The 13,689-nt window shown below is 70.4% G+C and carries 13 protein-coding genes; 5 read left to right on the top strand and 8 right to left on the bottom strand.

All coding sequences use genetic code 11. The annotated features are described in order from the left end of the window. Window positions 1-308: 308 nt before the first annotated feature. Window positions 309-962, bottom strand: a complete 654-nt coding sequence (locus V9U70_RS04285; RefSeq protein WP_336673086.1) for a DNA-3-methyladenine glycosylase — start codon at window positions 960-962, stop codon at window positions 309-311. A gap of 87 nt (window positions 963-1,049) precedes the next feature. On the opposite strand from V9U70_RS04285, the gene V9U70_RS04280 reads away from it, so the two are divergent. The 3 genes from V9U70_RS04280 to V9U70_RS04270 all read left to right on the top strand — a co-directional run bounded on the left by V9U70_RS04280 (window position 1,050) and on the right by V9U70_RS04270 (window position 3,154). Continuing rightward, a complete protein-coding gene (locus tag V9U70_RS04280; protein WP_336673085.1) occupies window positions 1,050-1,832 on the top strand; it encodes a sporulation protein in 783 nt (260 codons plus the stop codon). Between the two features lie 131 nt (window positions 1,833-1,963). Next, window positions 1,964-2,500: a YbhB/YbcL family Raf kinase inhibitor-like protein gene (locus tag V9U70_RS04275; RefSeq protein WP_336673084.1), complete on the top strand. Its 537-nt coding sequence runs from the start codon at window positions 1,964-1,966 to the stop codon at window positions 2,498-2,500. 138 nt (window positions 2,501-2,638) lie between these two features. Continuing rightward, a complete protein-coding gene (locus V9U70_RS04270; RefSeq protein WP_336673083.1) occupies window positions 2,639-3,154 on the top strand; it encodes an HNH endonuclease in 516 nt (171 codons plus the stop codon). Between the two features lie 108 nt (window positions 3,155-3,262). Here the strand turns inward: V9U70_RS04270 and V9U70_RS04265 are convergent, their stop codons facing one another. The 4 genes from V9U70_RS04265 to V9U70_RS04250 form a co-directional block, all read right to left on the bottom strand. Beyond that, on the bottom strand, window positions 3,263-4,030 hold the full coding sequence (locus tag V9U70_RS04265; protein ID WP_336673082.1) for a sulfite exporter TauE/SafE family protein: 768 nt from the start codon (window positions 4,028-4,030) through the stop codon (window positions 3,263-3,265). A gap of 84 nt (window positions 4,031-4,114) precedes the next feature. Beyond that, window positions 4,115-5,086: an SPFH domain-containing protein gene (locus V9U70_RS04260; protein WP_336673081.1), complete on the bottom strand. Its 972-nt coding sequence runs from the start codon at window positions 5,084-5,086 to the stop codon at window positions 4,115-4,117. 165 nt (window positions 5,087-5,251) lie between these two features. Continuing rightward, window positions 5,252-5,680: an NfeD family protein gene (locus V9U70_RS04255; protein WP_336673080.1), complete on the bottom strand. Its 429-nt coding sequence runs from the start codon at window positions 5,678-5,680 to the stop codon at window positions 5,252-5,254. A gap of 135 nt (window positions 5,681-5,815) precedes the next feature. Next, window positions 5,816-6,613 carry an ABC transporter ATP-binding protein gene (locus V9U70_RS04250; RefSeq protein ID WP_336673079.1) on the bottom strand — a complete coding sequence of 266 codons (798 nt, stop codon included), beginning with the start codon at window positions 6,611-6,613 and terminating at the stop codon, window positions 5,816-5,818. A 123-nt stretch (window positions 6,614-6,736) separates the two neighbouring features. Between V9U70_RS04250 and V9U70_RS04245 the strand changes: the two genes are divergently transcribed. Further along, window positions 6,737-7,522: a hypothetical protein gene (locus V9U70_RS04245; RefSeq protein WP_336673078.1), complete on the top strand. Its 786-nt coding sequence runs from the start codon at window positions 6,737-6,739 to the stop codon at window positions 7,520-7,522. A 342-nt stretch (window positions 7,523-7,864) separates the two neighbouring features. Here the strand turns inward: V9U70_RS04245 and V9U70_RS04240 are convergent, their stop codons facing one another. Then, window positions 7,865-8,509, bottom strand: a complete 645-nt coding sequence (locus V9U70_RS04240) for a response regulator transcription factor (protein WP_336673077.1) — start codon at window positions 8,507-8,509, stop codon at window positions 7,865-7,867. Beyond that, the gene (locus V9U70_RS04235; RefSeq protein WP_336673076.1) at window positions 8,502-9,647 is read right to left on the bottom strand and encodes a GAF domain-containing sensor histidine kinase; all 1,146 of its coding nucleotides are present in this window, start codon (window positions 9,645-9,647) and stop codon (window positions 8,502-8,504) included. The genes V9U70_RS04240 and V9U70_RS04235 overlap by 8 nt, the downstream gene beginning before the upstream one ends. Before the next feature lie 532 nt (window positions 9,648-10,179). Between V9U70_RS04235 and V9U70_RS04230 the strand changes: the two genes are divergently transcribed. Continuing rightward, window positions 10,180-10,938, top strand: a complete 759-nt coding sequence (locus V9U70_RS04230) for a transglycosylase SLT domain-containing protein (RefSeq protein ID WP_336673075.1) — start codon at window positions 10,180-10,182, stop codon at window positions 10,936-10,938. A gap of 81 nt (window positions 10,939-11,019) precedes the next feature. On the opposite strand, the gene V9U70_RS04225 is transcribed toward V9U70_RS04230, so the two are convergent. Next, entirely contained in the window at window positions 11,020-13,623 is a 2,604-nt protein-coding gene (locus V9U70_RS04225) for an ABC transporter ATP-binding protein/permease (protein ID WP_336673074.1), read from the bottom strand. Window positions 13,624-13,689 lie beyond the last annotated feature (66 nt).

Raw genomic sequence — 13,689 nt, 5'->3', positions numbered from 1 at the left:
CCCTTTCCGGCGGCTCCAACTTTACCAGACTCTCATTCGTTCCGTTTCCGGTCCGTTTTCGAAGTGCTGGTGGCCTGTGGAATGGCCTTGCCTTTCGGCGTGTTCACTACGTTAGCCGATTTTCCAGACAGCTCATAATCGAGTCTGTCGAGGGAATAACGGATACGACGAACCAACACCCGAGAGGGTGGGTCATCGGTAGTGGGTTGTGGTCGCTGCGGATGGATCAGCTCGGTCCGATGGACCTTGCCGACAGCTGTACCCGTGTCAAGCGACTTGGTCCACATTAGGCGGTGGGCCCTGAAGCGTCAAGTTGCCTTGCGGCTCGGGCGGCGGCGGGGGGCATGCGCGCGGTAAGGGCTCACCGTGGGGTCTCCGTCGATCCAGAAACGCCAGGGCTGGTGTGCCCCGTCGCCGCCCACTCCGGTCCGGGGGCCGCTGCGCACGAGGGCGGGGGCCGGCGGGGTGCCGTGCAGCACGGACAGAGCCGGCGTCGGGCCGTCGAAGAGATCGCTGCCGTTCAGCTCCCGGTCGACGTCGAGAGCGGTGGCGAGTCGGGCCGGCCCCTTGGCCAGTTCCTTGTCGTTGCGGGCCGAGAGGCGCCGTTCACGCGCGAGGCCCGCTCCCACGTTGATCTCACCGGCCCGCAGCAGCACACCGCTCGCCCTGCCCTCCGGGCCGCAGACCAGGTTCAGGCAGTGCCACATCCCGTAGGTGAAGTAGACGTACGTGTGGCCGGGCGGACCGAACATCACGCTGTTGCGCGGGGTGCGGCCGCGGAAGGCGTGCGAGCCGGGGTCGATCTCACCGGCGTACGCCTCCACTTCGGTCAGGCGCAACTCGATCGTGCCGGCCGTGTGACGGCGGACGAGCGTGCGGCCCAGGAGGTCGGGGGCCACCTCCAATACGGGGCGGTCGAAGAAGTCGCGTGTCAGGGGGGTGCGGTCCGGGCTGTTCGTCATGGCGACCGAGGGTACTGGGATCGCGCGAACGGGAACCGGCTACCGTCATGGCGCGTATGTAGGGGTCAGGACCAAGAAGGAGTGACTATGGGCTTCAAGCGGCTGCTCGCGAGCATGGGCGCCGGTGGCGCCTCGGTGGAGACCGAGCTCACCGAGGTGAACGTCGTCCCCGGCGGGGTCGTCCAGGGCGAGGTGCGCATCCAGGGCGGATCGGTGGCCCAGCAGATCGAGGGGCTCTCCGTCGGCCTGCAGGCGCGGGTCGAGGTCGAGAGCGGCGACCAGGAGACCAAGCAGGACATCGAGTTCGCCAAGCTGCGGCTCGGCGGGGCCTTCGAGGTGCAGGCCGGCGCGGTGCACGTGGTGCCGTTCGGCCTGGAGATCCCTTGGGAGACGCCGATCACGATGTTCGGCGGCCAGCGGTTGCGCGGGATGGACATCGGGGTGACCACCGAGTTGGAGATCGCCCGCGCGCTGGACTCCGGTGACCTGGACCCGATCAACGTGCACCCGCTGCCCGCCCAGGAAGCCATTCTGGACGCCTTCCGGCAGCTGGGCTTCGGCTTCCGCAGCGCGGACATGGAGCGCGGTCACATCCGCGGCACCCGGCAGCGGCTGCCGTTCTACCAGGAGATCGAGTTCATCCCGCCGACGCAGTACCGCGGGCTGAACCAGGTCGAGCTGTCGTTCGTCACCGACGACCGCGAAATGGACGTGATCCTGGAGATGGACAAGAAGCCGGGACTGTTCAGCCAGGGCAGCGACTCCTACCGGGCGTTCCAGGTGGGGCTGCACGACTACCAGCAGACCGACTGGGCGGCCTACCTCAACCAGTGGCTCGCCCAGGTCGGCGGACAGCGCAACTGGCTCTAGCGCCCCTCCCGGCGGCCTTCGCCCTGCCGCACCACTAGGCTCGGGCAGGGGGGAGAACCTGCCGAGGACCTGCTGCAGAGACGCACAGGAGCCGCTCGCAGCGGTCGAGCCGATCAGGAGAGGTACGAGACGTGACCGAGTCGAAGAGGGCCCCACTGCCGCACGACTTCCATCCGGAGGTCGCGTCGTTCACCGTGGTGAGCGACGACCTCGCACCGGGGGCCGTACTGGGCGACGCGCAGGTGCTCGCGGCCGGGAACACCTCGCCGCATCTGCGGTGGGAGGGCTTCCCCGCGGGGACCAAGAGCTTCGCCGTGACGTGTTTCGACCCGGACGCCCCGACGGGCAGCGGATTCTGGCACTGGGTGGTCTTCGACATCCCCGCCTCGGTGACGGAGCTGCCGGCCGGCGCGGGGAGCGGGTCGTTCGCCGGGCTGCCGGACGGGGCTGTGCAGGCCCGCAATGACTACGGGTCGAGGGACTTCGGCGGTGCGGCGCCGCCGCCCGGGGAGAACCACCGATACGTGTTCACGGTGTACGCGGTGGACACCGAGAAGCTCGGGATCGACAGTGACGTCTCGCCCGCCGTGGTCGGGTTCAACCTTCGGTTCCACACGCTCGGGCGCGCCCAGCTGATCGGCGAGTACGCGGCCCCCGCCGACGATTAGTTCTTTCGCTGTTTGCCCTGCTCTGGTCTTGGAGAGATCAGAGCAGGGCATTTTTTATTGCGTTGTCCATCGCGGCCTGCCCAGCCAGAGTTGATCCGGGCCTGCCAGGGGGCGGGCGGCACACGGGAGGTGGGCGGGATGCGGGACACGCTGGTGCTCAACGCGAGCTTCGAGCCGCTGTCGACGGTGACGCTCAACCGCGCGGTGGTCCTGATCCTGACGGACAAGGCCGTCGTCGAGCAGTCGCATCCCGAGCTCCGTATGCGCGGCGCCGCCGTGGACATCCCGGTGCCCCGGGTGATCAGGCTCTGCCGGTATGTACGGGTGCCGTTCCGAAGACAGGCCCCGTGGTCCAGGAGGGGTGTGCTGGTGCGGGACCAGTACCGGTGCGCGTACTGCGGGCGTCGGGCCTCCACCGTCGACCATGTGGTGCCGCGTGCCCAGGGCGGGCAGGACACCTGGCTGAACACCGTGGCCTCCTGCGCCGACGACAACCACCGCAAGGCGGCCCGGACGCCGGAGCAGGCGGGGATGCCGCTGCTGAAGCAGCCGTTCGTCCCCTCCCCCGCAGAGGCGATGCTGCTGGCGATGGGGTCACGTGACCGGTCGGCGCTGCCCGACTGGCTGGACCACCGGTCGACGGCGGCGGCATAGCGCGGTCGTACGGCGTCCGGGGGCGCGGCCGGCTCCCCCGCCGTGCGTCCGGCGTCGTGTGGGTGTGGCCGGGGCCCCTGTGCGGGGCCGGGCGGGCCCGCACGGATGTCAGCGGAGCAGCAGTTGGACGATGGCCACCGTGCCGACGGCGACGATGACGGTGCGCAGGACACCGGGGCTGAGGCGACGGCCGACCTTGGCCCCTATCTGGCCGCCGATCGCCGAGCCGATCGCGATCAGGACGACGGCGGTCCAGTCGAAGTGCGCGACGAAGAGGAAGAACAGCGCGGCGATGCTGTTGACCACGGCGGCCAGGACGTTCTTGACGGCGTTGAGGCGCTGCATCGTGTCGTCGAGCAGCATCCCCATCAGGGAGAGGTAGATGATCCCCTGGGCGGCCGTGAAGTAGCCGCCGTAGACGCTGGCGAGCATCAGACCGGTGAACAGGAGCGGACCCCCGTCGGGGCGGGCCGGAGCGCCGGTGTGTTCGCGGCGGCGCTGGACGGCTCTGCTGATGCGGGGTTGCAGGATCACCAGGACCAGGGCGAGGGCGACCAGGACCGGGACGATGGTCTCGAAGGCCGTGGAGGGCAGCGCCAGCAGCGCGATCGCCCCGGCGAGGCCGCCCACTGCCGCTCCGGCGCCCAGTCTGAGGACGCGTCGGCGTTGCCCGGCCAGCTCCTTGCGGTAGCCGATGGCGCCGCTGATGGAACCGGGGATGAGGCCGAGGGCGTTGGACACCGTCGCGGTGACCGGGGGGAGGCCGGTGGCGAGCAGGACCGGGAACGTGATCAGGGTGCCCGAGCCCACGATCGTGTTGATCGTGCCCGCTCCGACTCCGGCTGCGAAGACCGCGAGTATTTCCCAGAGGGACAAGGCCATCTCCTTCGATGGTCAGTGACGCCTCCCCGCCATGAAGGTCGAGGGGCCTCACTGATCATGCATGACGCGTCTCCGGCGTCAGGAGACCGGGGGCTCCTCGCGCCGTTCCACCGCGCCGCCTCCGGAGTTGCCGCCGTTGCCGTTGCCGCCGGTGTTGAAGCCGGGCATGCCGCCACCGCCGCCGAAGTTCCCGAAGGCGCCACTGAGGCCCTTGAGGGCGTCGCCGATCTCGCTGGGCACGATCCAGAGCTTGTTGGCGTCTCCCTCGGCGATCTTCGGGAGCATCTGGAGGTACTGGTACGACAGCAGCTTCTGGTCCGGGTCTCCGGCGTGGATGGACTCGAACACCGTGCGGATGGCCTGGGCTTCGCCCTCGGCGCGCAGGGCGGCGGCCTTGGCCTCACCCTCGGCGCGCAGGATCGCGGACTGCTTCTCGCCCTCTGCGGTCAGGATCTGGGACTGCCGGATGCCCTCGGCGGTCAGGATCGCGGCACGCTTGTCGCGGTCGGCGCGCATCTGCTTCTCCATCGAGTCCTGGATGGAGGTGGGCGGCTCGATGGCCTTGAGCTCGACGCGGTTGACGCGGATGCCCCACTTGCCGGTCGCCTCGTCGAGGACTCCGCGCAGGGCCGCGTTGATCTCCTCGCGGGAGGTGAGCGTGCGCTCCAGGTCCATACCGCCGATGATGTTGCGCAGGGTGGTGACGGTGAGCTGCTCGATCGCCTGGATGTAGCTGGCGACTTCGTAGGTCGCCGCCCGGGCGTCGGTCACCTGGTAGTAGATGACGGTGTCGATGTTGACGACGAGGTTGTCCTGGGTGATCACCGGCTGCGGCGGGAAGGGCACGACCTGTTCGCGGAGGTCGATCCGGTTGCGGACCGAGTCGATGAACGGCACGACGATGTTCAGGCCCGCGTTCAGCGTGCGGGTGTAGCGGCCGAAGCGCTCCACGATGGCGGCGCTGGCCTGCGGGATGACCTGGATCGTCTTGATCAGGGCGACGAAGACGAGCACCACCAGAATGATCAGGACGATGATGATCGGTTGCATCGTGTCTCTCGTGTCCTTCGGTTGCCGACGGATCGCGGGGAGCGGATTCGGGTCGTCATGAGGGTCGTCGTCAGGGTCCGCTTGCGTGGAGCGCGGTCGGGCCGGGTTCTCATGATGATCGACTTCGAGTCTGTCAGAACCCGGTCCGCCGCGTGGGCAGTTCCGTCACATGATGACGGCCGTCGCTCCGTCGATGTCCACGACGTCGACCTGGGCGCCGGGTTCGTAGACCTGGCTCTCGTCGAGCGAGCGGGCCGACCAGACCTCGCCGGCGAGCTTGATGCGCCCTCCGGAGCCGTCGACCCGCTCCAGGACGGTGGCTTGACGGCCCTTCAGGGCGTCGATGCCGCTGGCGTGCCCGGTCTGCCCGGCCCGGTGTCTCGCGGCGATCGGGCGCACCACGGCGACCAGTCCGACCGAGACCAGGACGAAGACCAGTACTTGGGCGACGATTCCGCCGCCGAGGGCGGCGACGGCCGATGCGGCCACCGCCCCGACGGCGAACATCCCGAATTCGGGCATCGCGGTCAGGACGAGGGGGATGCCCAGTCCCACCGCGCCGATCAGCCACCACACCCACGCGTCGATGTCCACGCACTCATCGTAGGTCTGTCGGTCCGTCGCCGACAGGGCGCACGAGGGCTCAACCGCGGTGCGGGGCCCGCCGATCGCGGCGGAGCGCCCCGTCGGGGCGTGGTGCGGGCCCGGCGGGGCGGGGTTCCCGCCCGGTCAGGAGAGGGGCAGGCCGTGTGCGGTGTAGCGGTCGCCGGTGTGCTCGACGATCAGCGGCAGTCCGAAACAGAGGGAGAGGTTGCGTGAGCTGAGCTCGGTCTCCATCGGGCCGGCCGCGAGGATCTTGCCCTGGCGGATCATCAGGACATGGGTGAACCCGGGCGCGATCTCCTCGACGTGGTGGGTGACCATGATCATGGAGGGGGCGTACGGGTCACGGGCGAGGCGGCCGAGCCGGCGGACGAGGTCCTCGCGACCGCCGAGGTCGAGTCCGGCGGCGGGCTCGTCCAGGAGCAGCAGCTCGGGATCGGTCATCATGGCGCGGGCGATCAGGGTGCGCTTGCGCTCGCCCTCGGAGAGGGTGCCGAACCTGCGGTCGAGGTACTCCGTCATGCCGAGGCGGTCGAGGAAGGCGCGGGCACGCTCCTCGTCGACGGCTTCGTAGTTCTCGTGCCAGGTGGCGGTCATGCCGTACGCGGCGGTGAGCACCGTCTGGAGCACGGTCTGGCGCCTGGGCAGTTTGTCGGCCATCGCCACGCCCGCCATGCCGATGCGGGGGCGCAGCTCGAAGACGTCGGTGCCGACGCCGCCGAGGCGCTCGCCGAGGACCGTGGCCGTGCCGCTGCTCGGGAAGAGGTAGCTGGACGCGAGGTTGAGGAGGGTCGTCTTGCCCGCGCCGTTGGGGCCCAGGATGACCCAGCGCTCCCCCTCCTTGACCGACCAGGAGACGTCGTCCACCAGAGCGCGTCCGTCGCGGACCACGGATACGTCCACCAGCTCCAGTACATCGCTCATGAGCGCGTCGTCTCCCCATGCAGTCTCGTCGATCGTCGCGTGCCGGTGGGCACGGCTCCCAGGGAAAACCTACGCCACCGCGTGAGTGCTTCCGGCGCGAGGTCGGTTGCCTAGGCTGTCGGCATGCTTGTCGAACCACGTTCAGGGTTGTTGGCCGCCTGGGGAAACGCGCTTCTGGGCGGGCTCGTCTCGCCCGACGAAGCCGTCCTCGCGATTGTCGGACAGGACGCGGTGCACCGCGTCGAGGGGCTGCCGGGCGAGGCGGGGCCGGTCGGGCTCACGCTCGCCCTCGGCCGGCTCAGAGGGCTGGGGGCGACCGGACTCCGGGTGGCGTTGCCGGCGCCGGGGCATCCGCTGGGACTGAGCGGACCGCCCGATTTCAACGCGCGGGCGCTGGAGGCCCAGGAGGCGGTGATCGCCTGCGGGGTGGCGTACGGGCTGGTGCCGGAGGTCAGCGAGGCGGGGCCGGCCGGGGACGTGCACGTCGAGGTGGTGTGGCGGGTGCTGCCGGTACGGGAGGCGCCGCCCGCGGACGTGCCGTCGCTGGGCGAGGCGGAGCGGGAGCTGGCCGAGGCGTTGCGGGAGGCGACGGCGACGCTGGCCCGGCTGGACGTGGCCGGTTCGGGTCCGGTGGCGGAAGCGGCGCTGGACGCGTACCGGGCGCGGGCGGAGCGGAGCCGGGAGGTGCTGGCCCCCGGGTATCCGCCGCGGGCGGCGCGGGTGCTGGAGATGGCGCAGCGCGTGGGGCTGCTGGTCGCGGTGGCGTACGAGAACGGGCACGGCGGTGCGGTGAGCGCCTCGGAGATCGCTGCGCGGGGGGAGGCGCTGCGGCCGGTGGAGCGGGTGGCGCGGCGGGCGCAGGTGGCGGCGTACAACGCGTACGTGGAGGGCGGGGCTGGGCAGAGGTAGCCCCGGGCGGGAGCGGCCGCAGGGGGCGCGGGGTGCGCGGACCGGGGCGGCGGAGGGCGGGGCGCGGGCGGGAGCGCGGGCGCGGAAGCCGGGCGTCCTTCGTGGGGGCGGGCGCCCGGCTTTCGGCGGAAGTGCGCGGTCAGTGGTTCGGGCGAGGCAGCCGAAGACCTGGGGCGGGGAAGCGGTCGCGTCGGCCTTGCCGCCGACCGCGTGCGCCGGGGCTGCGAGCGGGACCGGGTCGGCGTCGGCGGCCTCCGGGGGATCGGGGGGCGCGCCGTGGCGGCGGAGCCGCTGTGGGCCGGGGGCGGGGGCCGCGTCGGCGTCGCCCGGAGGATCGGGTGGTCAGCCGGCGGCCCCGTTGCGTACCGCCCACAGGGCGGCCTGGGTGCGGTCGGCCAGGTCGAGCTTCATGAGGATGTTCGACACGTGGGTCTTGACCGTCTTCTCGGAGAGGACGAGCGCTCGGGCGATCTCGCGGTTGGAGCGTCCGTCGGCGATGAGCCCGAGCACTTCGCGCTCCCGCTCGGTCAGGGTGCTCCCCCGGCCCGTTCCGCCCCCCGCGTCGTCCTGGGCGAGCAGGGCCCCGGCAACCTCCGGCTGGAGCAGGACGTGGCCCGCGTGCACCGAGCGGATCGCCCCGGCCAGGGCGTCCGGGTCGACGTCCTTGTACACGTAACCGGAGGCCCCGGCGCGCAGGGCGGGGACCACCGTGCGCTGCTCGGTGAAGCTGGTGACGATGAGGACCTTGGCGGGGTTGTCGAGCTCGCGGAGCCGGCGCAGGGCCTCGATACCGTCGGTGCCCGGCATCTTGATGTCCATCAGGACCACGTCGGGGCGCAGCTCCTCGGTGCGGGCCACGCCTTCCGCGCCGTCGGACGCCTCGCCGACGACCTCTATGTCCTCCTGGATCTCCAGGAAGGTGCGCAGTCCGCGGCGGACCACCTGGTGGTCGTCGACCAGCAGCACCCTGATGATCTTGTCAGCCACCCGGGACCTCCATTTCGATCGTGGCGCCCTTCCCGGGCTCCGAGGCAACGGTGAGTCGGCCGCCGACGCTGCTCGCCCGGTGGCGCATGGAGACCAGGCCGAGGTGGCGGCCCGCCCGCCGGACGGCGGTGGGCTCGAAACCCCGGCCGTCGTCCGTGACCCGCAGGACGGTCGAGCGGCCGCGCCGCGCCAGGGTCACGCCCACCCGCTGGGCGCCGGAGTGGCGCAGGGCGTTGTGCAGTGCCTCCTGGGCGACCCGGAGCAGTGCCTCCTCCTGGGCGGCCGGCAGGGCGCGCACGCCGCTGCTCTCGAAGGCGACCTCCGCGGTGTGCGCCCGGTCCAGGACCTGGACCTGGGTGCGGAGGGTGGCGATGAGACCGTCCTCGTCGAGCGCCGCGGGGCGCAGCTCCACGACGGCGGCCCGCAGCTCCTCGACCGCTTCGGCGGCGAGATCGGCGACCTGCTGGAGTTCGCCCTTGGCGCGCCCCGGGTCGCGGTCGACGAGGGCGGCGGCCGCCTGGGCGGTGAGGCGGAGGGAGAACAGCTTCTGGCTGACCGCGTCGTGCAGTTCGTGGGCGAGGCGGGAGCGTTCCTCCGCGATGGTCAGCTCGCGGCTGCGCTCGTAGAGACGGGCGTTGGTCAGGGCGATGGCCGCGTGCTGGGCGAAGATCGAGAGGAGTTCCTCGTCCTCGGCGGTGAAACCGTAGCCGCCCTCGGGCTTGGGGCACTGCTTGTTGGCGAGGAACAAAGCGCCGATGATCTCGTCGCCGTCCGTGATGGGCAGGCCGAGGAAGTCGGACATGTCGGGATGCGCGTCGGGCCAGCCCTCGAAGCGGGGGTCCTTGCGGACGTCGGCGAGCCGCTCGGGCTTCGCCTGGTGCAACATCGCGGCGAGGATGCCGTGCTGCCGGGGCAGGGGGCCGATGGCCTTCCACTGCTCGTCGCTGAGTCCGTCGACGACGAACTGCGCGAAACCGCCGTGGTCGTCCGGGACGCCGAGGGCCGCGTACTGGGCGTCGAGCAGTTCGCGGGCGGAGACGACGATCGTCTTGAGGACGTCCCCCACTTCGAGGTGCCGGTTCATGGCGAGCAGTGCGGCACTCACCGCGGCGAGGCCCGAGGGCGGGCGATGACTCATGGGATCACCGTACCGGCGGGGCCCGGGCGGCCGTATCGGCCCCGGGGCGGTGGCGAGGGGCGGGAGACCTAGGCCCGGTGCGCCGTACGCCCGGATCGAAAGTCGTAGGACCGCCTCCGCCCCGGGGCATGCGGTGGCGCGCCCCCTGTCGCCGGGCGGCGCCGCGAGATGACAGGAGGTGTGCGCCGAGGACCGCGCCCCCTCGACCGACCCCTCCGCACGGAACGTCACCTTCCGAATTGCCACAGCAACGAACAGTAATGTCTACGCGTCCCCGATGTGAGCCCGCACATAGGAGCCACGTCACTTACGAACGCGCCTAGTGGGCGCATAAGGGCGATTTAAGCGGGGATCGGTACGGGGTATTTCGGACGAACAGGACCCGTGCCCACTACGCAGCTTCGTACGTCACACCTTTGCCACGGGATTTTGCTGCCGCTAAGAATTGCAAGCGTCCCCGACGGAGATGCGAACCGTCGCTCCCGTCTCGTCCTCCGTGAGGACACCTGCTGATTCGAAGAGGTATCCCTGCATGTCCGCGACTCGCATTCCCAGCCGTCTCCGTCGTCTGAACAAGGTCCAGAAGATCTCCGCGGCCGGTGTGTCGGCCCTGGGCGTCACCGCCCTGACCTTCTCGCTCGTCCCGTCGAACGCCGAGGCCGAGATTGCCCCGCAGGCAGCGGCAGCCGCTGCGCCCGTGGCCTTCACCGCCGCCGCAGGCTCCGCGCAGGCCAAGACCGTGCAGAACAGCATGATCGAGCAGCACTCCACCGCCGAACAGCTGGTGAAGGCGGCCGACGCCGCCAAGGCCAAGGCCGCCGCCGAGACGAAGGCCGCCGCCGCGAAGGCGAAGGCCGCTGCCGAGGCGAAGGCCAAGGCCGCCGCCGACGCCAAGGCGAAGGCCGCCGCCGACGCGAAGAAGCGGGGCGCAGAGGCCGCGAACCGCTCCACCGCGCGCAAGCCCGTCTACGCCGACAACCTGGACGGCTGGATACGCGAGGCCATGGCGATCATGAAGAAGGAAGGCATCCCGGGCTCCTACAACGGGATTCACCGCAACATCATGCGGGAGTCCAGCGGCAACCGGTGGGCCATCAACAACTGGGACATCAACGCCCGCAACGGCGTGCCCTCCAAGGGCCTGCTCCAGGTGATCCAGCCGACCTTCGACCGCTACCACGTGGCGGGCACCAAGAAGGACCTGTACGACCCGGTCGCCAACATCGTCGCCGCCTGCAACTACGCGGCCGATCGCTACGGCTCCATGGACAACGTCAACAGCGCGTACTGAGCCCCACGCAGCGCCCCACCACGACGCCGGAGGGCGGCGCCCCGNGGCCGGGCCCGCCTGCCGCGGACCCGGCCGCTCACGTCACTTGCGCATGACCTCGGGCTCGTGGCGGCGCAGCAGCCGCGCGACCGCGACGCCGCAGATGACACCGAGCGCGAGCAGCACGGTGATGTTGATCCCCCACTGGCTCGCGGTGTGCTCCCACAGCGGGTCGAGGTCCGTGGGGTTCTCCGGGTCCCACGGCGGCATGAGATGGGCCAGATCCAGTGTGGTGCCGGCCGCGGCCATCGCCCAGCGGGACGGCATCAGCCAGGCGAACTGCTCCAGGCCGGGCGATCCGTACACCTGGAAGAGCACGCCGGTGAAGACGACCTGGATGATCGCGAACATGACCAGCAGCGGCATGGTCTTCTCGGAGGTCTTCACCAGCGAGGAGATGACCAGGCCGAACATCATCGACGTGAAGCCCAGGGCGATGATCGACAGGCATATCTCGACGGCCGGGGGCATGATCAGGCCCTCGTCCGGCAGCTCACGGGTGGCGAAGCCGATGCCGCAGATGATGACGCCCTGGAAGGCGGTGATCACGCCGAGGACGATCACCTTGGACATCAGGTAGGCGGACCGGGACAGGCCGGTGGCCCGTTCCCGCTCGTAGATGACCCGTTCCTTGATCAGTTCTCGTACGGAGTTGGCGGCGCCCGAGAAGCACATGCCGACCGCGAGGATCAGCATGATCGTTCCGGCCTTGCTGTTGAACCGGGACGGCGGGGTGGGTTCGGCCAGCCCGAAGTCGGCCGGTATCACCACGCTGACCACGCCGAGCACGGCCGGCAGGATCACCATCAGGCCCATGAAGCCCTTGTCGGACGCGATGACCGAGACGTACCGGCGGATCAACGTCCACAGCTGCGCCGTCCACCCCTGCGGCTTCGGCGGACGCATCTGCTGCGGGGACGGCATGCTGACGGGCTGGGCGGCCACCGCGTCGATGTCGGCGGCGTACATCTGGTAGTGCTGAGAACCGCGCCAGCGGCCCGCCCAGTCGTAGTCACGGTAGTTCTCGAACGCGGAGAAGACGTCGGCCCAGCTGGTGTAGCCGAAGAAGTTCAGCGCCTCCCCCGGGGGGCCGAAGTAGGCGACCGAGCCGCCCGGGGCCATCACCAGGAGCTTGTCGCAGATCGCCAGCTCGGCCACCGAGTGGGTGACCACCAGCACCGTGCGTCCGTCGTCGGCGAGGCCGCGCAGCAGTTGCATGACATCGCGGTCCATGCCCGGGTCGAGGCCGGAGGTCGGCTCGTCCAGGAAGATCAGCGAGGGCTTGGTGAGCAGCTCCAGGGCGACCGAGACGCGTTTGCGCTGACCGCCGGAGAGCGAGGTGATCTTCTTGTCCTTGTGGATGTCGAGCTTGAGCTCGGCGAGGACCTCGGTGATCCGGGACTGGCGCTCGGCCTCGGTGGTGTCCGCGGGGAAGCGGAGCTTGGCCGCGTACTTGAGGGCCTTGGTGACCGTGAGTTCCTTGTGCAGGATGTCGTCCTGCGGGACCAGACCGATGCGCTGGCGCAGCTCGGCGAACTGCTTGTAGAGGTTGCGGTTGTCGTAGAGGACGTCGCCCTGGTTGGCGGGCCGGTAGCCGGTGAGCGCCTTGAGCAGGGTGGACTTTCCGGAGCCGGACGGGCCGATGACCGCGATCAGCGACTTCTCCGGGACGCCGAAGGAGACGTCCTTGAGGATCTGCTTCCCCCCGTCGACCGTCACCGTGAGGTGGCGGGCGGAGAAGGAGACCTCGCCCGTGTCGACGAACTCTTCCAGCCGGTCCCCGACCAGCCGGAACGTCGAGTGGCCGACGCCGACGATGTCGTTCGGGCCGATGAGCGCGGAGCCTGACTTCTGCAGCGGCTGGCCGTTGACATAGGTGCCGTTGTGCGAGCCGAGGTCGCGGATCTCGAAGCGGCCGTCGGGCGCCGCGTGGAACTCAGCGTGGTGGCGGGAGACCTGGAGGTCGGAGACGACCAGCTCGTTCTCCAGCGCACGACCGATGCGCATGACCCGGCCGAGGGCCAGCTGGTGGAACGTGGTGGGGCTGCGGTCGCCGTGGACCGGCGGCGCCCCCGCTGCGCCGCCCTGTCCCGGTCCGGCCGGATACGCCGGGTTCTGCTGGGCTGGCCCCTGCTGGTGCGGGACCTGCTGGTGACTCGGGGCCTGCTGCTGGTGCGGGACCTGCTGCTGGGGCTGTTGCCACGCCTGCTGGTGAACGGGGGCCTGCTGAGCGGGCGCCTGCTGAACAGGGGCCTGGTGCGCGGGCTGCTGCCCCGCCCAGCCCGCGCCGCCGTCCTGGGGCGTCCGGTGCGGCTGCGGCTGCTGCACGGGGTGGTGAGCGCCGGCGGCGGTGAGGCTCACCCGCGGGCCGTCGGTGGCGTTGCCCAGGTTCAGCACGGAGCCGGGACCGATTTCCATCTGTTGGATGCGCTGCCCGTGCACATAGGTGCCGTTGGTGCTGCCATGGTCCTCGATGAACCAGCTGTGGCCGCCCCAACTGATCGTGGCGTGCCGCCACGACACCCTGGCGTCGTCGATCGTCACATCCCCCTGCGGATCACGCCCGAGGGTGTACGGCCTGGACGGATCGAGCGTCCAGGTGCTGCCATTCAATTCCAGTACGAGTTCCGGCACTCCGCGCCCCACCTAGTCGTCCCCCGAGTGACCCCCGTCGCAGGGAGTCCAGGGATGCTGAACATCGTGGGGAACTAT

The organism is Streptomyces pratensis (assembly GCF_037137275.1).
Taxonomy (GTDB): Bacteria; Actinomycetota; Actinomycetes; order Streptomycetales; family Streptomycetaceae; genus Streptomyces; species Streptomyces pratensis_B.
This window is presented reverse-complemented; position numbering and strand designations above follow the sequence as displayed.